Origin of the sequence: Pantoea sp. EA-12, from assembly GCF_030053355.1 — a bacterium.
Taxonomy (GTDB): domain Bacteria; phylum Pseudomonadota; class Gammaproteobacteria; order Enterobacterales; family Enterobacteriaceae; genus Pantoea; species Pantoea vagans_C.
In genome coordinates this window covers 100,458-119,392 of the sequence record NZ_JASGBY010000002.1, presented here as the reverse complement: position 1 = coordinate 119,392, position 18,935 = coordinate 100,458, and the positions used below count along the sequence as shown (strand labels likewise).

Sequence of the window (18,935 nt, the reverse complement as noted above, 5' to 3'; positions counted from 1 at the left end):
CGTAAACATTTTGGCAGGAAAACGCATAAGCGCAGCGATTTCCTTTGCTAAGCTCAAAGACAGTCCTGTCTCGTTTCAATAAGGAGAACAAAATGAGTCAACAGAAAACCCGTCAGCTTGGCGACAGTGGTATTCAGGTTCCGCTTCTCACTTTTGGCGGCAACGTTTTTGGCTGGACGGTGGACGAAAAGACCTCGTTTTCGCTGCTGGATGCGCTGGTGGAGAAAGGGTTGTTCTTTATCGACACGGCAGATGTCTATTCGCGCTGGGCACCGGGTAATGAAGGTGGCGAATCCGAAACCATTATTGGTAAATGGCTGAAGAAAAGCGGTAAGCGCGACAGCATCGTGCTGGCCACCAAAGTCGGCATGGAATTGTCCCCTGAGAAAACCGGATTAAAACCGGCTTACATTCGCCAGGCGGTGGAAGATTCGCTGCGCCGTCTGCAAACCGATGTCATCGATCTCTATCAGGCGCATCGCGACGATCAGGATACGCCGCTGGTGGAGACCTTAAAGGCCTTCGATTCGCTGATCAAGGAAGGCAAGGTGCGTGCGATTGGCGCTTCAAATTACAACGCTAAACGTCTGCAGGAAGCCTTGGATATCAGCAAGAAAGAGGGATTAGCCCGTTACGAAACCTTGCAACCTGAATACAACCTTTATGACCGTCAGGAGTACGAAAGCGGTCTTGAGCAGGTGGCGGTGAAAAATGGTTTGGGCGTGATCAACTATTACTCGCTTGCCAGCGGTTTCCTCAGCGGTAAATACAAAAAGCCCTCTGATGCCAGCAAGAGTAAGCGCGGGCAGGGCATTGTCGAGAAGTATCTCAATGAGCGCGGCTCCCGCATTATTGAAGCGCTGGAAGATGTAGCGGCTTCACATGACGCCTCGGCCACTCAGGTTGCACTGGCATGGCAAATCGCGCGTCCGAGCATTACCGCACCGATTGTCAGTGCCACGTCGCTGCAACAGATTGATGAACTGGTAAAAGCCACCGAGTTGCAACTGAGTAAGCAAGAAATCGAAGAACTGGCCAGTGCCAGCAAAGCCTAAAGAAGCCTGGGGCGCTGCGGTGCCCCACCTTATCTTTCTTTTTTTGCCATGCAAAAAATGCCATTTTTGTAAAAAGATATTCATTCATAGACCATTGTCACAATTGCGTTAATTAACTATCACCTGATCTTTCACTGCGCACATATTTGCAAAAATTGACATATCCCCAGCACTATCCTCTGTTCGATCCTTTCCAGTCACTCACAAAAGAATAATGATCATGAACAGAAAAAAAGCAGTGCAGTTTATGCCCCGCCTGGCAGCGGGAACCCTGATGTTTGCGATGCTGAGCGCATCTGCGATGGCCGCCGATGCATTCAGCGCTGACTCACCGTACATGTTTGGTGACTGGGGAGGTTACCGAACGCAGCTGGAGAATGACGGGATTAAATTCGACGTCAACTACACCATGGAAAGCGCCTCTAACCTTGGCGGCGGCGCGGATACCAACACCTCTATGCGCTACAGCGACCAGTGGGCGTTTGGCGCAAACTTTGACCTGGAAAAACTGCTGAACTGGCAGGATGCCGAGTTCCAGATGACCATCACCGACCGTAATGGCCAGAACATCTCCGATCAGGTGGCTGACCGTCGTACCGGCATGCTGTCATCCGTACAGGAAGTGTATGGACGTGGGCAAACCTGGCGCCTGACACAGTTCTGGTTGCGTAAAGGTCTGTTCAACGATGTGGTTGACCTGAAAGCCGGTCGCGTTACCGTCGGTGAAGACTTCGATAATTTCGACAGTAAGTTCCAGAACCTGGCGTTTGGTAGTGGCCAGGCGGGTAACTGGCGTGGTGACCGTTGGTTCAACTGGCCGGTTTCCCAGTGGGGCGGTCGCGTAAAAATCAACATCACGCCTGAAGTGTTCTTCCAGGTCGGCTTCTATAACCAGAACAGTTCGAACTATGATCGCGGCGATGGCTTCCGTCTCGACACCAGCAATTCCGAAGGCAACATGGTGCCGGTGGAACTGGGCTGGAAACCGACTTTCGGCGCGGACAAACTGCCGGGTAACTACCGAATTGGTTATTACTACTCATCAGCGAATAGCGATAACTACGGTAGCTGGAGTAACGGTGCTTACCAGAGCCAGGATCACGCCTACGGCGGCTATGTGCTGTTGCAACAGCAGTTGACCGCGCAGGGTGGCGATGCCAGCCGTGGCCTGGGTGTGACCGTGCAGGCCGTTATGAACGACCACAAAACCTCGAAAACGGATAACTATCAGTCCATCAGCTTTACCTGGAAAGGGCCGTTTGACGCGCGTCCACAGGATGAGATTGGTGTCGGTGCCGCACGTATTCACGTCAACAGCGCCTATACCCGCTCGCTGCGTGAACAGAATAATGCCAACGGCGAAACGGACTTCAATAGTCCAACCTATCTGCCGATTCAGGATGGCTCAGAGTACAACTACGAGATTTACTACAACGCTCAGCTGACCAAATGGCTGCAACTGCGTCCTAACCTGCAGTATGTGGTGGCACCGGGTGCCGTCAGTGAAGTGAAAGACGCCTTTGTAGGCGGCATCGCAGCGAATATTAATTTCTGATTCGCAGATGCAGACAAAAATGGCGGCCAGGTGGGCCGCCATTTTTTATGGCTATAAGGCTTGAAACCGTAGCGACGCGATTCATCGCGCATTGATGCAGCGGAACGATTGCCAGGGCGCGCAATAAATTGCGCCGCTACCAATATTAACCGAACATCACCTCGGCCCAGCGCGCCAGACCGGCGGTAACCGATCCAAAATCATCGCCACCGGCAATAGGTGTATCCGGAAGCGCCTGTTGCAGTGCCGCTCGCAGCACTGGAGAACGCGCGCTGCCGCCTGTCAGGTAGATCACTTCAGGTTTGGTTTCGCACGTCGCCAGCGCCAGATGAACCTGCTCCAGAATACGCTCCAAGGGCTGATTGATGGCTTCTTCCAACTGTGCAGCGCTGATTTCAGCCTGCAAAGATTGCGCGATAAACGCCAGCGACGCATCGGTCTCGTTCTGTTCAGACAGGGCGATTTTGCTCTCTTCCGCTGCACGCACTAAACGATAGCTCAGCTTCTGCTGCCATACCTTAAGCAGGTGTGACACTTTATCCGCTTCTTCGGCATCACGAATCAGGTCGCGCAACAGTTTGCCGCTTGCCGCTGAATAAAAATCGCTCTGTGCCGGAACATCGTTAATCGCCACCGCATTCCACCAAGGAAGCGCGGGCAGGGCGGTGCCTTTTTGCGTATTGCCGCCAAGACCCAGCAGTGGCATCAGGGTTTTGAACGCCAGGATAATATCCAGATCGTTACCGCCTACGCGGCAGCCGCTGTGACCTAATAAACTCTCACGACGATCGGTTTTATTGCGCCATTCTGGTCCCATCAACAGCATCGAGCAGTCTGTCGTTCCGCCGCCGATGTCGACCACCAGCACGCGCGTCTCTTTCTCCAGTGTGGCTTCAAAATCCAGCCCTGCAGCCACCGGTTCAAACTGGAATTCAACGTCACGGAAGCCTGCACGTTTCGCGGCACGCAGCAAAATGCCCTGTGCCTGCTGGTTGGCGTCTTCGCCACCTAAGCCCTGGAAGTTAATCGGGCGACCAATCACCGCCTGCTCAATCGGGCGGTCAAGTTGGGTTTCACCTTGCTGACGAATGTGCAGCATCATGGCGCACACCAAATCTTCGAAGAAGGCAATTTGCTGCGGCTTGAGGCCGTTGGCACCAAGGAAGGACTTCGGTGATTTCACAAACCACACGTCTTCAGGGTCAACCATATATTGTTGCAGCGCAGTGATGCCGAACTGCACGCTGCCCGGCGTGACCTCGATATCTTCTTCGCGGTTAAAACGCAACGCGCGTTGCAACAGCGCCGTGCCTTCACTGTCCGGTGTCGGCACCTGATGATGACGATGCAGCCATTCGCTGATCGCTTCGCGCGTCGGCGCACAAATCATGGAGGGAAGCAGGCGCTGACCCTTCTCCAGTGTCAGCAGGCGCGGTGTGCCGTTATCGCTCACTGCGATAGAACAGTTGGCCGTGCCGTAATCGAATCCGATAAACATAATGATCCCCCATGCCAGAAAAAAAGGGGGCGACTTTAGCGCAGCCAGCGCAGGCTGGCAATAAGCAGGTGGTGATTACATTTGAACTTCCTGGTAAACGTGATATTGACCACGGCCCGCGTGTTTTGCGCTGTAGCAGGCAACATCAGCCTGCGACATCACCACATTACTGATGCAGTTGTGCTGATCAATCTGCGTCACACCGGCGCTGGCACCTACATGATAAGGCTGTTCATGCCAGATAAAGGTGAAGTCATTGACGGCAGAAACAATGCGTTGCACCACATCGCGCATCTGATCGACATCGCTGTTAGGCAGTAACACACCAAACTCATCGCCACCGAGACGCGCCAGAACATCGCTGCTGCGCAAATACTTTTGCATCAGGTCCGCCAGTTCGCGCAGCAAGGCATCTCCCGCGGCGTGCCCGGCGCTGTCGTTGACGGCTTTAAACTTATCCAGATCGATAAACACCAACACGTGCTGGTTTTTATTCGCTGCGGCATCATTCACCAGCCGCTTAAGCTGTTGTTCGAAACTGTGGCGGTTTGGCAGGCGGGTGAGCATATCGTGTGACGCGCTGTAGCTCAGACGCTTCATCATTTTGCGCGATTCACTGACATCCTGGATTACCATCACCGCGCCAATGCTGGCGCCGGTCAGGGTTTTCAGCGGGGTGATGCTGTAGTGGATTTCTACCTGTGCGCCATCCGGCGTATGCAGCACCAGCTCCTCCTCCAGGTCAGGCGAGGTTTTTTCATCGGGCAGGGTGCAAAGCAGCAGATTCTCCACGCGCGGACCCTGCACCCCCCGCGTGATATTCAACAGATCGGTAATCGGGATGCCCGCCGCTTTACTCTGCGTCCAGCCACTCAAGGTTTCTGCCACCGGGTTCATAAAGGTCACGCGCATTTCATCATCGGTGCTGATGACCGCTTCACCAATCGAATCCAGAGTGATCGCCATGCGCTCTTTTTCCTGGAACAGCGCTTCATTCAGCGCGCGCAGCGAGGTAATGTCCTGACAGATGCCGAGCATGCGCTCTATCTGTCCGTCCTGGCTCAGAATACGGTTGGCCTCGGTGCGAATATAACGCGGGCCAGAAGGAAGATTCACACGGTATTCAAGATGGAACGCGCTACGTCGCTCAATCGCCTGTTGGACGGTCAGCGCAGCAGATTCACGCTCGGCGGGATCCAGTAAATGCACCCAGAGATCGTAGGTGGGTATTTGATGTGGGCCCAACGCGAACAGCTCGTACATGCGTTTGTCCCACAGCATTTCACCCGTCAGCAGGTTCCACTCCCATACGCCAATACCGCCGGCTTCGTTGGCCAGCGTGATGCGCTCCATCAGGCGTCGATTCACCTGTTCACTCTGTTTCAGCTCTGAGATGTCGATGATTTGGGAGATGAAATAGAGCGGCTGTGCATCGGCGTCACTGACCATGGAAACGGTTAACCGCGCCCAGACAATCTCCCCATCCCGGCGGAAATAGCGCTTCTCCATGGTGTAGGTCAGGATCTCACCCGCCACGAGCCGCTCAAGCTGCAGTAAATCGTTATTCAGGTCATCGGGATGGGTAATTTGCTGGAACGTCAGTTTCTTCAACTCGTCAGCAGGGTAGCCAAGCGTGTGACATAACGATTGGTTGACCTGCTGCCAGCCGCCATTGGGCGACACCAACGCCATACCAATCGCCGAGTATTCCATGGCGTTACGGAAGCGGGTTTCGCTTTCGCTGATATGGTGTTTTTCACGTTGGAAGGCATCCATCACCAGTGCCATCACATGGCTGGGCAGCAGCACCAGCAGGAAAGGTAACCAGGTGCTAACCTGACCGAGCAGTAACCCCGTTTGCACCAGGTTCACCCAGCCAAATGCCAACAGAATCGAGATAAAACTGGCATTCAGGAAGAACAGCAGGAATGCCTCGAATTTGGGCAGTCGCACTGCGCACCAGAACAGGATCACGACGATAAAGGTAAACGGCCACGGCAGGAAACGCAGTGAAAGATAGCTGGCGAAAAGCGTGAAGTTCAGCGTCAGTAAGGTTTCCAACTGGCGGCCGGGAGTAATCAGTTGGCGCAATGGCTTGTTGGGCCACAGTAATAGCACGGGGCCAAATGCCAGCACGCCGATGATTTCTGAAATCACCCAGGTGGAAAAGAACGGCAGTGACGCTTTATGACCCACGTGCAGCATCCACAGCGCCAGCACTCCCCCGATCAGCGGGGCAATCAAGCCCGCGCACAAGGCAAAACGCACCCAGTCAAGCAGGGAGTTCAGCGGGGCTTTGCGATCGAGTAGCGCACGCAGCATCAGGCCGGCGAGAACACCCTGCACCATATTGAGTATGGCGAATTTAATATTGCTCAGCGCCGGGCCAATTACTAATAAGTTGGCTAAGGCGGTGCCAAGTACACAGCTCAGCAGCAATAAGGGTACACGTTTGGAGGGAGCGCGAAATACCACCACGGTCATCAAAGCCGTGGAATACCAGAGCGGGGAAATACGCCCACTGACGACAATCAGTTCCAGACAAAACAGCGTCAGCAAAAAGGCTAAAGCACCCAGCAATAAGGCGTTGAGCCAATTTCTTTGCGGTCTATCCTGTGAGGTCAATATCTCAAGGGTCATGCACGAATCCAGCTTCGCGCATCCGTTATACGACGAAAAATGCGCCATTCAATCTCTGCTTTGCATGCTAGCACATCTGAATAAGATGTCTGCGCAGAAATCAAATTTAGTCGCTATTCAAACGATTGACTGGCCCTTGTGCACCCGGCTACTGGCGGTAAAGATCCGCGCGGGTGAAGGGCTTTTCTAAACCGGCGAGATTGGCGGAAAAACGTTCGAGAAATTGCTGCGTGGTGGCAACTCGGCCATGGCCCATTAATACCACCGGCACTAATAACGCCACACACACTTGCGCCAGACTAAACCCTTTTAGCGCGGTGCGGCGTTGAGTGACCAGGAAGGCGCTGCTCAATGTGAAGCCCAGCATCAGGCCGGTTAACACTTCGCTAAAGGAGTGAGCATGGATGACCAGGCGCGAGAAGCCCACCATCATCGGGATAAGATATCCCACACCAATGGTGACGGTACGCCAAAAAGCAGGAAAGCGGCCGGAGACCAGCCACATCATCACCGGCCAGAGTGTCGCTGACATCGCACTGTGTCCGCTGAAACCGGTGAAGTTAAATCTGGCGCTACCAATGCCAAAGCCGAGAAACAGGATTTTTGAGATGCTGACCAGCAAACCCGCCAGACCAAAGGCCAGCAGCCAATACCACACGGTTTGGCGGTTGTCGCTTTTCCAAGGCAGTATCAGCGCGATGATCACCGCAGTGGGGATCAACAGCATGCTGTCACCAAAATAGGTCAGGGTTTTCCAGCTCATACATTTCCTTGTGGCTACGTTCGGTCAATCTGCGCTGGACAGATCACAGGCAGATGAACAGTGTATCGATTATCTGTCTGGCTGCAAAAGGGGATATTCTGAAAAGCTTTGGGTCCAATTCTCTGGCATCAAACTGGTGAAATACCTATAATTGCCGCCAACTAACCCTCTCAATCGGCCCATTGTCGTTTCGGCTCCAATTGGCTCCAGTTATCAGGTCTTAAAAAAGTATGACTGACAAGTCTCATCAGTGCGTGATCGTTGGCATTGCAGGTGCATCCGCATCCGGAAAAAGTCTTATTGCCAGCACGCTCTATCGTGAAATCCGTGACCAGGTCGGTGACGAGCATATCGGTGTCATCCCCGAAGATGCCTACTATAAAGATCAGAGCCACCTCACCATGGAAGAGAGGGTGAAAACCAACTATGACCATCCGAGTGCGATGGATCACGACCTGCTGTTGCAGCACCTGCGTGCTTTAAAGGCCGGGCAGGACATTGAGTTGCCGGTTTACAGCTATGTTGAACATACCCGCACCAGCGACTGCATTCACCTCAAGCCTAAAAAAGTCATTATCCTTGAAGGGATTCTGCTGTTAACGGATTCGCGCCTGCGTCAGGAGATGAACTTCTCGATTTTCGTGGATACGCCGCTGGATATCTGCCTGATGCGCCGCATGAAGCGTGACGTCAACGAGCGCGGTCGCTCAATGGACTCGGTTATGAGCCAGTACCAGAAAACCGTGCGTCCGATGTTCCTGCAATTTATTGAGCCTTCAAAGCAGTACGCTGACATTATCGTGCCGCGCGGCGGGAAAAACCGCATCGCCATCGATATCCTCAAGGCAAAAATCAACCAGTATCTTTAATTCACTCTGTCCGGATATGGACGTGACGCGCTAAGGTTGTCACAACAGTGGTGACCTTTCGCTACACTTAAATCATGGAGTACCAGCGATGAGATTGTGCGATCGCGATATTGAAGCGTGGCTCGACAACGGTAAGTTAGCCATTGAACCGCGCCCACCTGTGGAGCGCATTAACGGAGCCACCGTGGATGTGCGCCTTGGCAACCAGTTCCGCACCTTTAGTGGTCACACGGCACCCTTTATCGATTTGAGTGGTCCAAAACACGAAGTCAGCGCGGCTTTGGATCGTGTGATGAGCGATGAAATCGTGCTGCCGGAAGGGGAAGCATTCTTTCTGCACCCCGGTGAGTTGGCGCTGGCGGTCACGCTGGAGTCAGTGACGATTCCGGATGACCTGGTGGGCTGGCTGGATGGACGCTCTTCACTGGCTCGTCTGGGCCTGATGGTGCATGTCACCGCGCACCGTATCGATCCCGGCTGGCAGGGGCGCATCGTCCTGGAATTCTACAACTCCGGTAAGCTACCCTTGGCGTTGCGCCCGGGCATGTTGATTGGTGCTTTGAGCTTTGAGCCGCTGTCTGGCCCGGCTGCACGCCCCTATAACCGCCGCGAAGACGCAAAATATCGTGGTCAGCAGGGCGCAGACGCGAGCCGTATCGACAAAGACTGATAGTGCGCAGCCAAGGCTGCTGCAGTTCGAAGTAAGACGGTAACCGAGGGATTATGAAGAGACTGATAACGACGCTGGCCATCCTGTTAGTGGTGGTGGTCGCGGGCATGACGGCACTGGTGTTGCTGGTCAATCCCAACGACTTTCGTACCTATATGGTGCAACAGGTACAGCAGCGCAGCGGTTATCAGCTTGAAGTGAGCGGCGATCTGCGTTGGCACGTCTGGCCGCAACTCAGCATCCTCGCCGGACGCATGAGCCTGACCGCGCCGGGCGCCAGCCAGCCGATGGTCACCGCAGAAAACATGCGGCTGGATGTGAACCTTTGGCCGCTGTTGTCACATCAGTTGAGCGTAAGCCAGGTGATGCTGAAGAATGCCGTGATTCGTGCCACGCCGGATAGCGCCCCGCAAAAAATCAGTGGTTCTCCGGTGGGGCCGCGTGATGCGGAACCGGTGAGCACGGGCACAAATGGTTGGTCATTTGATATCGCAAAACTTCGCGTCGCCGACAGTCTGCTCATCTGGCAGCAACCGGGCGGTGAAGAATACAACTTCCGCAATTTCAATCTGAATCTCGATCAGGATGCCAGCAAAAACGCCAGCCTTGAACTTGCCACGCGTATTTCGCGTAATCAGCGTAACGTCAGCGTCAATCTTAAAGGCCAGATGAATGTGGCGCAGTACCCACATCGGTTAGTGGGCCAGCTAGATGGGCTGGATTACACGCTGGATGGCGCCAATCTGCCACCGCAGGGCATCAAAGGTACGCTGAGCGGGCAGGGCGAATGGAACGGTGATAAGCAGCAGTTTTCAATGCAGAAGATGCAACTGACGGCCAACGACAGCACGCTGGATGGCTCGGCAGAAGGGCGCTTAACCCTGCCACAGCAGCTTAACCTGGCGCTGCATGCCACCACATTAAATCTCGACAACCTGATGGCCAGCGCGCCAGCCAGTGATAACAGCACGGCACAGCACGCCAGCGTGATCCGCACGCCGGTTATTGCCGAGCCGCGCAACCGAGAAAATGCGGATTCCCCGCTGAATTTGATGGATCTGACTCTGAGTCTCAATGCGGACAGCGGCGTATGGCGTGGGCTGACGCTGACTAACCTGCAAATTGATGCCAGCAATCAGGAAGGTCTGATGACGCTGAGTAAACTGCAGGGCAAAATCGGCGACGGTCATTTCTCTTTGCCTGGCTCAGTTGATATTCGCCAACCGGTGACGCAGGTGGCGTTGCAGCCGGAGATAGAAAACATCAGCATTGCGCCGTTGATGAAAGCGCTAGAGTTGCCAGAGAGCCTGCAAGGCACGGTTTCACTGAAGGGTGAGCTCAGTGGCGCAGGCTTGAGCGTGGAGGAAGCCAAACGCAACTGGCAAGGCAGTGCGGAAATGGAAGCCACCAACCTGCAACTGTCGCAGTTGAATTTGCAGCAGATGGTGCGCCGCGCCGTGTCTCGCGTCAGTAACCGTGTGAGTAATGATGAACCGGACGATCAGGGCATTCAGCAACTGAGCGGACGCATTAGCTTGCAGCAGGGGAAAATTGTCATGCCAGACCTGCAGGGCGGCAGTAGCCGACTGGCGGTGCAGACCAAGGGCAGTATTGATGTGGTGAACCAACAGCTCGACGTGACCATCAATATGATGCTGCGCGGCTGGAAAGGGGACGACAAGCTGGCGGGTCTGTTGAACTCGCAAACCATTCCGCTGCGCATTTACGGCGGCTGGAATAATTTGCAGTATTCATTGCCAGTGGACGACGTGGTGCGTCAGCAGTTGCAGAGCGAAGCGAAGTCGCGTTTGAACGAGTGGCTTGACCGTCAGCAGCCAGCGAAACAGCCGTAATGCCTGGTGCGCATAAATGCGCACCTTACGAAATTGTGCACTAACGCGCGATAAATCGCGCCGCTACAAATTAACGTGCGAAAATCGCGTCGTTCTAACATGCTCTAACGCGCGATAAATCAGCGCTACAAATTAATGTGTAAAAATAGCTCCGCTACACAAATGAGGCTCGTGCCGTAGCGGCGCAATTTATTGCGCGGTGTCTGAACCTGGCACAATCTCCACCTTCTGCACCCGATGATTCTCCACCTGCAACGTCCTCAATAAATAATCCCCCACCTGCAACTCTTCACCTTCTTCGGGGACATGCTGCAAACTGTCCATCAGGAACCCCGCCAGCGTATGGTAATTGCCTTTTTCATCCAGCGGCAGGCGCACATAGGCGGCTAAATCCTCCAGTGGGATATGACCATTGGCCACCCAACCTCCGTGCGGGAGCGGTTGAATGTCATAGCGTGCATCAATCTCTTCGCCTTCATTGGGCAGATTGCCCGCAATGGTCTCCATCAGATCGCTCAGCGTCACCACCCCTTCCACGGAACCGAACTCATCCACCACAAAAGCGAAGTGGGTTCTGGCGTGGCGGAACTGCTCCAGCGCCTGCAATAACGTCAATCGTTCAGGGAAAATCAGCGGCTGGCGTATCAGCGCGCGCAAATCCAGCTGGTTGCTGTGTAAAGACTGATGCAGCAGATCAATGACGTGCACCACGCCGAGTGGATCCTGCCCCCGTTCCGTCACCAGAATGCGGGTATGCTGGTTACTGTCGAGCTTCGCCATGATGGCCGCAGGATCTTCACTCAGGTCGATATGCTCAATATCGTGGCGCGATGTCATGATGCTGCTGATATGGCGTTGGCCTAATCCCAATACGCGCGCAATCATGCGGCGTTCCTGGCGATTAAACAGCTCGCCTTCCTGGTGATCGCTCAGTAATGAGGCGGTGTCGGCATCCAGTTCAGCCCGTTGCGCTTCGCCACGCAGAATACGCAGCACCGCTTCAGAAGTGCGCTGACGCAGCGGGCGCCCTGCGGTGAGAAAGCGGCGACGATTAAACAGCGCCAGCTGATTAAACATCTCAATCAGAATCGAGAAGCCAATGGCCGCATACAGATAGCCCTTCGGAATAATAAAGCCTAATCCTTCGGCCACCAGGCTGAAGCCAATCATCAACAGGAAGCTAAGGCAAAGGATCACAATGGTAGGGTGGTTGTTGACAAAGCGTGTCAGTGGTTTGCTGGCCAGCAGCATCAGCAAGATCGCCACCGTCACCGCCGCCATCATCACTGGCAGCTCATTTACCATGCCCACGGCGGTAATCACCGCATCCAGCGAGAAGATGGCATCCAGCACCACAATTTGCGCTATCACTGGCCAGAATTTAGCACCGTTCTTACTTTGACCATTCTCCTCATCACCGCCTTCCAGACGACTGTTGAGTTCGGTGGTGGCTTTATAAAGAAGAAACAGACCACCAGAGAGCAGCAGGAGATCACGTGCGCTGAAGTTATGTTGCCACAGGGAAAACAGTGGTTGAGTGAGTGTCACCAGCCACGAAAGGGAGGCAAGCAGCACCAACCGCAGCAGTAACGCCAGCAGCAGGCCGACCACTCGGGCGCGGTCGCGCAGTGTTGGCGGTAATTTTTCCACCAAAATAGCAATGAAAACCAGGTTATCAATACCCAACACCAGCTCAAGAACGATTAGCGTCACTAATCCTGCCCAGAGCGAAGGATCAAGGATCCACTCCATCATGCTTTCATCACCTGAATGTCTGAAAATGCGTTTTGTCTGATGATAGTAAATCGCCCCACAAGGTACAAACAGGCATTAACGCCCACATCATCAGGTTGACTTGAGGCTTAGGCATAATCTTAGGCGCAACATTTCACCGATAAGATGAAAGTATGGATAAACATCTCAGCAAGGTGATTGTCACTATTAATTGCGACTCACGCATCGAGGCGTACGTTTTTAATGCGAAGTGCTCTGAGGCTGAGTATCGAATTAATCTGAATTTTATGCAGGAAAGGGCTGAAAGGGATGGCATCAATACTTATGGCTGGTAGTCTTTTTCCTAAAATAGTGCAGGGAACACGGGGCCTACTTGTAAACAAGCCAGTAATAACTAGTATAGCAACGTGTTAGTAAATGTCTGCGCCGATGTTGTTAATAGCGCGCTGTTTAGCTTCTTAATGTTGTGAATTGTGATCGTGCACAGGATAAGCCTGTTTCCGGCTAAGAATAATCTGACTGCGTGCGATGAAAATAGATGTCTTGGTAGCGGTATTGGCAGCGACAGCCAAGGGCGGTAGCGTTCCCGAAGTGCTTTTCTTTGTTCAGAATATGTCTGGGGTTGTGGCAAGGGAAGTCAGACTAATCTGTTGGTATTTATTACAATTCTTTGGCTTTACTAAATAGAGAATTGGCGTAATACCGGAGAGTTCGCCGCAGATTGCCTCACTGATTGCAGTAGATATATCGCTCATTTATTACACAGGGCAGAGGCGTTAGGGATTAAGGAAATAAAATAAAAGAGTTAAATATGCGCGATAAAGAAATTACATATAAAAGTCTCCTCACAAAAATTTTACTGGCGTGCTCGGATTTAATTTGTTTCAACGCGGCATTGTTTATTGCACTGGCGTTGATTAATTCGTTCACTAACTCTCCACTGGCAGATATTTCTGAAAAATACCTGAATTTAAAAGTTGCCACCCACGTCTGTCTTTCGGTTATTTGTACCGGCTGGTTCTGGGTTCGCCTGCGTCATTATACCTATCGCAAGCCGTTCTGGTTCGAGTTGAAAGAGATCTTTCGTACCATTCTTATTTTCTCTGTCATCGATTTGTCAATTTCGGCGTTATCGCAATGGCAGATGTCACGCTTTGTTTGGGTCATTACCTGGATTCTGGCGTTGATTTTAATTCCGATTGCCCGCGCTATTTCAAAACGCGTGCTTAACCACTTCGGCATGTGGAAAAAACAAACCATCATCATTGGCAGCAGCCGTAATGCCCAGGAAGCCTGGCAGGCACTGCAAAGTGAAGAGGTGATGGGTTTTGATGTGATTGCCTTTTTCGACGTTGATGGCAGTTGCCCGCAGGCCAGCATCTCTGGTGTGCCAGTCCTGCACAACGAGCAAGAGTTATGGCAACTGACGCACAGTGAGACGCAGTTCATTGTGGCAGTGGAGTTTGAACAGAGTCAGCATCGTGACAACTGGCTGAAAATGCTGGCCATGCATAACTGCCGCTCCGTCTCTGTGATTCCAACATTACGCGGCGTACCGCTGTACGGTACCGATATGGCTTACATCTTTAGCCATGAAGTGATGATTCTGCGCGTAAATAACAATCTGGCGAAACGCACTTCGCGCTTCCTGAAACGTGCCTTCGACATTGTTGGCGCACTCGGCATCATCATTGCGCTGTCGCCGGCGCTGCTGGTTCTCGGTTTTATGGTCGGACGCGATGGCGGCCCACCGATTTACGGTCATGAACGTGTTGGTCTTAATGGTCGCAAGTTCAAATGCCTTAAATTCCGCTCGATGGTCATCAACTCGAAAGAGGTGTTGGAAGAAGTGCTGCGTACCGACCCGGTCGCGCGTGCGGAGTGGGACAAAGATTTCAAACTGAAAAACGACCCGCGTATTACCAAAGTTGGCCACTTTATCCGAAAAACCAGTCTGGATGAGCTGCCGCAGCTGTGGAACGTGGTGCGTGGCGACATGAGCCTGGTGGGCCCACGTCCCGTGATTGAAGATGAACTCTGTCGTTATGCCGGTGATGTTGATTATTACCTGATGGCGAAACCAGGCATGACGGGATTGTGGCAAGTCAGTGGTCGTAACGACGTTGACTATGAAACGCGCGTCTATTTCGATTCGTGGTATGTCAAAAACTGGTCGCTGTGGAATGACATTGCGATTCTGTTTAAGACAGTAGGTGTCGTACTAAAACGTGACGGCGCTTATTGATAGAACGTAGGGCAGGGGACGAAATCATTATCCCCGTCTGAAATGCCGGTGTTGGGAGTGCCCATTATCCAGCCTGAATAGAGTGAGGTGTTTCAGTTGTCTGGAGATTCACCCACTTTAATTGATGTCGTCCTAAGGCACGGTGACAACATAAAACCAAGGGAGCAAATGATAATGACCCACAGTTTCAGTGTTTAACCCGTCAGGTTTTATTTTTTATAAGACGCTACACAGCGGCGTTTTCGCCTCTATCAATCATTAACTGATAGCGAAGAATCAGATGATAATGAAAATTAAATTGATACCTTTACTGGTATCCGCAACTTTTCTCGCCGGGTGCACCATTGAACCAGGTTCGCACCTTTCCACTAGCGGAAAAGATGTCATTGAGCAACAGGATAGCAACTTTGACATCGACAAATACGTAAACGTCTTCCCAATGACGCCGCGTCTGGTTGAACAGATGCGCGCCAAGCCGCTGGTGGCGCAAGCTAACCCAGCGTTGCAGACCGAAATTCAAAGCTACGAATACCGCGTGGGCATCGGCGACGTGCTGAACGTCACGGTGTGGGATCACCCCGAATTGACCACACCTGCCGGTCAGTATCGTAGCGCCAGTGACACCGGCAACTGGGTCCAGGCCGATGGCACTATTTTCTACCCGTACATTGGTAAAGTGCGCGTCGCAGGACGTACCGTTACCGAAATCCGTGCTGAGATTGCGCGTCGTCTTGCGCAGTTCATTGAGAGCCCGCAGGTTGACGTCAATGTGGCGGCGTTCCGCTCTCAGAAAACCTACGTGACCGGTTCGGTGACCACGTCGGGTCAGCAGGCGATCACCAACGTACCATTGACGGTACTGGATGCCGTCAACGCCGCTGGTGGCTTAGCCGCCGATGCTGACTGGCGTAATGTGGTGCTGACGCATCAAGGTAAAGAACAACGCATTTCACTGCAGGCGCTGATGCAAAACGGCGACCTGAGTCAGAACCATCTGCTCTATCCGGGCGATATTCTCTACGTGCCACGTAACGATGATCTGAAAGTCTTCGTGATGGGCGAAGTGAAACAGCAGGCCACGCTGAAAATGGACCGCAGCGGCATGACGCTGGCCGAAGCGCTGGGTAATGCGCAGGGTATGGATCAAACCACCTCTGACGCTACGGGCGTATTCGTTATTCGTCCAATTCGTGGTGCTAACCGCACTAAGATTGCCAACATCTATCAGCTGAACACGAAAGATGCGGCATCCATGGTGATGGGCACCGAATTCCAACTGGAGCCGTACGACATCGTCTACGTCACCGCCACACCAATTACCCGTTGGAACCGCGTGATTTCTGGGCTGTTGCCAACCATCGTCGGTATCGATGATGCAAGTTCCGCCGCACTGCGTTTCCGCAATTGGTCTGACTAGGTTTAATCATGATCAAGTCCGTGTTAGTTGTTTGCGTAGGCAATATTTGCCGCTCCCCCACCGGGGAGCGTCTGTTCCAACGCGCGCTGCCTAAAACCCGGGTGGCTTCTGCAGGGCTTGGCGCTCTGAAGGGCTATCCGGCGGATCAGACTGCCAGCGATGTCGCCGCTCAACACGGTGTGTCGCTGGAAGGTCATCAGGCTCAGCAGTTAACGGCCAGTATGTGCCGTGATTACGACCTGATTCTGGTGATGGAGAAGCGACACGTTGAGCAGGTGAATCGCATTGATCCAGCTGCACGCGGAAAAACCATGCTGCTTGGGCATTGGCTCAACCAACAGGAAATTGCGGATCCGTATAAAAAAAGTCGCGAGGCCTTTGAAGAGGTCTACGGGTTACTGGAAAACGCTACCCAGAAATGGGTCAACGTACTAAGCCGATAGTTGGGAATATCCATGAATATCAAAAACAAGGTTATGACCGCGCCAAAAGAAGATTCGAATGGATGGGATCTGGCGCATCTTGTGGGACAGCTGATTGATCATCGCTGGATCATTGTTGCGGTTACTGCCTTCTTTATGCTGGCGGGAACGCTCTACACACTGTTTGCCACCCCGATCTACAGTGCCGATGCCATGGTGCAGGTTGAGCAGAAGAACACCGCTTCTGTTCTGAACGAACTGCAAGACGTATTGCCGACCACGCCGGCATCCGATACTGAAATTCAGATCGTTGAATCGCGTATGGTGTTGGGTAAGACGGTTGACGACCTCGGTTTAGATACCGTGGTGCAGCAGAACTACTTCCCGGTGATTGGTAAAGGTCTGTCGCGCCTGATGGGCAACAAACCGGCACAAATCGCTATCTCGCGTCTGGAAATTCCTAAGTCTATCGACAAGCGTACCGTGCAACTGGAAGTCACCGGTCCGCAGACTTACACCGTCACCAATGATGGCGATGAGCTGTTCAAAGGACGTGTCGGTCAGCTGGAGCAGCACGGCGATGTGACCATGCTGGTAAGCGGTATTCAGGCGGATGAAGGCACCAGCTTCAACGTGACGAAACTCAGCGACCTGCAGGCGATTAAAAACGTGCTGGGCGCGCTGACCGTCGCGGATAAAGGCAAAACCACCGGTGTACTGGGTCTTGAGTTCGTGGATGAAGATCCCGATCAAGCCAGCCGCGTGCTGAATCAGATTGTGAATAACTACCTGCTGCAGAACGTTGAGCGTAAATCTGAACAGGCTGAAAAGAGCCTCGACTTCTTACGTAACCAGTTGCCGCAAGTACGTACCAACCTTGACGACGCAGAGAACAAGCTGAACGCTTATCGCCGCCAGAACGAATCGGTTGATATGTCGCTGGAAGCGAAGTCAGCGCTGGATTCCTCCGTAAGCGTACAGAGCCAGTTGAACGAACTGACGTTCAAAGAAGCCGAGGTGTCACAGCTCTATACCAAAGATCACCCGACTTACCGTGCGCTGCTGGAAAAACGTAAAACGCTGGAAGACGAGCAGGCAAAACTGAACAAGAAAATTGCCGGTATGCCGCAAACCCAGCAAGAGATTCTCCGTCTGACCCGTGATGTGCAGTCAGGTCAGGAAATCTACATGCAGTTGCTGAACCGTCAGCAAGAGTTGGGTATCAGCAAAGCCAGTACCGTGGGTGATGTGCGTATCATCGACCGTGCCGAAACCGCTGGCAGCCCGGTAGCACCGAAAAAACCACTGATTATTATCGCCAGCTTTATTCTGGGTCTGATGCTGTCGGTTGGCCTGGTGTTGCTGAAAGCGCTGTTCCATCACGGCATTGAAAATCCAGAGCAGCTGGAAGAGCTGGGTATGAACGTCTATGCCAGTGTGCCGCTGTCTGAATGGCAACGTAAGAAAGACACGGAAGCGTTGGCGCGCCGCGGTCATAAAGAGAAGAGTGACCCGCACAACACGCTGTTGGCGTTGGGTAATCCGACTGACCTCTCCATCGAAGCGATTCGTAGCCTGCGTACCAGCCTGCACTTCGCGATGATGGAAGCGAAAAACAACATTCTGATGATCACCGGTGCAAGTCCGGGCATTGGTAAAACCTTTATCTGTGCCAACCTCGCCACGCTGGTGTCGAAAGCCGGTCAACGTGTGCTGTTCATCGATGGTGATATGCGTCGCGGCTATACCCATGAACTGCTGGGTTCGGATAACAAATTGGGTCTTTCCAATGTGCTGTCCGGCAAGAGCGAGTTCTCACCGAGCATGATTCAGAAGGGCGTTTACGGGTTTGACTTCCTGCCACGTGGCCAGGTGCCACCGAACCCATCTGAGCTGCTGATGCATCGCCGCATGAGTGAATTGCTGGATTGGGCTAGCAAGAACTATGACCTGGTGTTGATTGATACCCCACCAATTCTGGCGGTCACCGATGCCTCTATCATCGGTAAGCTGGCCGGTACGTCGTTGATGGTGGCGCGTTTCGAAACCAACACCACCAAAGAACTGGATGTCAGCTACAAGCGCTTCGCGCAGAACGGCATCGAGATTAAAGGCGTCATCCTTAACGCCGTGGTTCGTAAAGCGTCAAATGCCTACGGTTATGGCTATGACTACTACAACTACGAATACGGTAAAGAAACAAAAAGCTAAATA

At 52.9% G+C, this 18,935-nt stretch carries 13 protein-coding genes; 9 read left to right on the top strand and 4 right to left on the bottom strand.

Features of this window, described 5'->3' with window-relative positions; translation table 11 throughout:
* Positions 1-92: 92 nt before the first annotated feature.
* Both QMZ30_RS03240 and QMZ30_RS03235 read left to right on the top strand, forming a co-directional pair.
* Positions 93-1,055, top strand: a complete 963-nt coding sequence (locus QMZ30_RS03240; protein WP_058969265.1) for an aldo/keto reductase — start codon at positions 93-95, stop codon at positions 1,053-1,055.
* Positions 1,056-1,269: 214 nt separating this feature from the next.
* Positions 1,270-2,610 (top strand): carbohydrate porin, encoded by a 1,341-nt coding sequence (locus QMZ30_RS03235; protein WP_283226390.1) that lies wholly within the window; start codon positions 1,270-1,272, stop codon positions 2,608-2,610.
* Positions 2,611-2,755: 145 nt separating this feature from the next.
* Here the strand turns inward: QMZ30_RS03235 and yegD are convergent, their stop codons facing one another.
* From yegD to QMZ30_RS03220, 3 genes are all read right to left on the bottom strand, one after another.
* Positions 2,756-4,108: a molecular chaperone gene (yegD, locus tag QMZ30_RS03230; protein ID WP_283226389.1), complete on the bottom strand. Its 1,353-nt coding sequence runs from the start codon at positions 4,106-4,108 to the stop codon at positions 2,756-2,758.
* A gap of 75 nt (positions 4,109-4,183) precedes the next feature.
* On the bottom strand, positions 4,184-6,748 hold the full coding sequence (locus QMZ30_RS03225; RefSeq protein ID WP_283226388.1) for a diguanylate cyclase: 2,565 nt from the start codon (positions 6,746-6,748) through the stop codon (positions 4,184-4,186).
* Positions 6,749-6,896: 148 nt separating this feature from the next.
* A complete protein-coding gene (locus QMZ30_RS03220) occupies positions 6,897-7,511 on the bottom strand; it encodes a phosphatase PAP2 family protein (protein WP_039333851.1) in 615 nt (204 codons plus the stop codon).
* Between the two features lie 230 nt (positions 7,512-7,741).
* Here QMZ30_RS03220 and udk point away from each other — a divergent pair, with 230 nt between their 5' ends.
* From udk to asmA, 3 genes are all read left to right on the top strand, one after another.
* Positions 7,742-8,380, top strand: a complete 639-nt coding sequence (udk, locus tag QMZ30_RS03215) for a uridine kinase (protein WP_039333852.1) — start codon at positions 7,742-7,744, stop codon at positions 8,378-8,380.
* A gap of 88 nt (positions 8,381-8,468) precedes the next feature.
* Positions 8,469-9,050, top strand: coding sequence for a dCTP deaminase (gene dcd / locus QMZ30_RS03210; protein WP_084935026.1), 582 nt, complete (start codon positions 8,469-8,471; stop codon positions 9,048-9,050).
* A 53-nt stretch (positions 9,051-9,103) separates the two neighbouring features.
* Positions 9,104-10,903: an outer membrane assembly protein AsmA gene (gene asmA / locus QMZ30_RS03205; protein ID WP_283226387.1), complete on the top strand. Its 1,800-nt coding sequence runs from the start codon at positions 9,104-9,106 to the stop codon at positions 10,901-10,903.
* Positions 10,904-11,092: 189 nt separating this feature from the next.
* Here the strand turns inward: asmA and QMZ30_RS03200 are convergent, their stop codons facing one another.
* Complete coding sequence (locus tag QMZ30_RS03200; RefSeq protein ID WP_283226386.1) at positions 11,093-12,658, bottom strand: TerC family protein; 1,566 nt, start codon at positions 12,656-12,658, stop codon at positions 11,093-11,095.
* Positions 12,659-13,448: 790 nt separating this feature from the next.
* Here QMZ30_RS03200 and wbaP point away from each other — a divergent pair.
* The 4 genes from wbaP to wzc all read left to right on the top strand — a co-directional run bounded on the left by wbaP (position 13,449) and on the right by wzc (position 18,932).
* Positions 13,449-14,882, top strand: coding sequence for an undecaprenyl-phosphate galactose phosphotransferase WbaP (gene wbaP, locus QMZ30_RS03195; RefSeq protein WP_283226385.1), 1,434 nt, complete (start codon positions 13,449-13,451; stop codon positions 14,880-14,882).
* A 286-nt stretch (positions 14,883-15,168) separates the two neighbouring features.
* Positions 15,169-16,299, top strand: coding sequence for a polysaccharide export protein (locus QMZ30_RS03190; protein WP_283226384.1), 1,131 nt, complete (start codon positions 15,169-15,171; stop codon positions 16,297-16,299).
* Between the two features lie 8 nt (positions 16,300-16,307).
* The gene (locus QMZ30_RS03185; protein ID WP_039327795.1) at positions 16,308-16,742 is read left to right on the top strand and encodes an arsenate reductase/protein-tyrosine-phosphatase family protein; all 435 of its coding nucleotides are present in this window, start codon (positions 16,308-16,310) and stop codon (positions 16,740-16,742) included.
* Positions 16,743-16,754: 12 nt separating this feature from the next.
* Positions 16,755-18,932: a tyrosine-protein kinase Wzc gene (gene wzc / locus QMZ30_RS03180; RefSeq protein WP_283226383.1), complete on the top strand. Its 2,178-nt coding sequence runs from the start codon at positions 16,755-16,757 to the stop codon at positions 18,930-18,932.
* Positions 18,933-18,935 lie beyond the last annotated feature (3 nt).

Coding starts and splice junctions, on each gene's coding strand:
- QMZ30_RS03240 (WP_058969265.1), top strand. CDS start 93: ATGAGTCAACAGAAAACCCGTCAGCTTGGCGACAGTGGTATTCAGGTT.
- QMZ30_RS03235 (WP_283226390.1), top strand. CDS start 1,270: ATGATCATGAACAGAAAAAAAGCAGTGCAGTTTATGCCCCGCCTGGCA.
- yegD (WP_283226389.1), bottom strand. CDS start 4,108: ATGTTTATCGGATTCGATTACGGCACGGCCAACTGTTCTATCGCAGTG.
- QMZ30_RS03225 (WP_283226388.1), bottom strand. CDS start 6,748: ATGACCCTTGAGATATTGACCTCACAGGATAGACCGCAAAGAAATTGG.
- QMZ30_RS03220 (WP_039333851.1), bottom strand. CDS start 7,511: ATGAGCTGGAAAACCCTGACCTATTTTGGTGACAGCATGCTGTTGATC.
- udk (WP_039333852.1), top strand. CDS start 7,742: ATGACTGACAAGTCTCATCAGTGCGTGATCGTTGGCATTGCAGGTGCA.
- dcd (WP_084935026.1), top strand. CDS start 8,469: ATGAGATTGTGCGATCGCGATATTGAAGCGTGGCTCGACAACGGTAAG.
- asmA (WP_283226387.1), top strand. CDS start 9,104: ATGAAGAGACTGATAACGACGCTGGCCATCCTGTTAGTGGTGGTGGTC.
- QMZ30_RS03200 (WP_283226386.1), bottom strand. CDS start 12,658: ATGATGGAGTGGATCCTTGATCCTTCGCTCTGGGCAGGATTAGTGACG.
- wbaP (WP_283226385.1), top strand. CDS start 13,449: ATGCGCGATAAAGAAATTACATATAAAAGTCTCCTCACAAAAATTTTA.
- QMZ30_RS03190 (WP_283226384.1), top strand. CDS start 15,169: ATGAAAATTAAATTGATACCTTTACTGGTATCCGCAACTTTTCTCGCC.
- QMZ30_RS03185 (WP_039327795.1), top strand. CDS start 16,308: ATGATCAAGTCCGTGTTAGTTGTTTGCGTAGGCAATATTTGCCGCTCC.
- wzc (WP_283226383.1), top strand. CDS start 16,755: ATGAATATCAAAAACAAGGTTATGACCGCGCCAAAAGAAGATTCGAAT.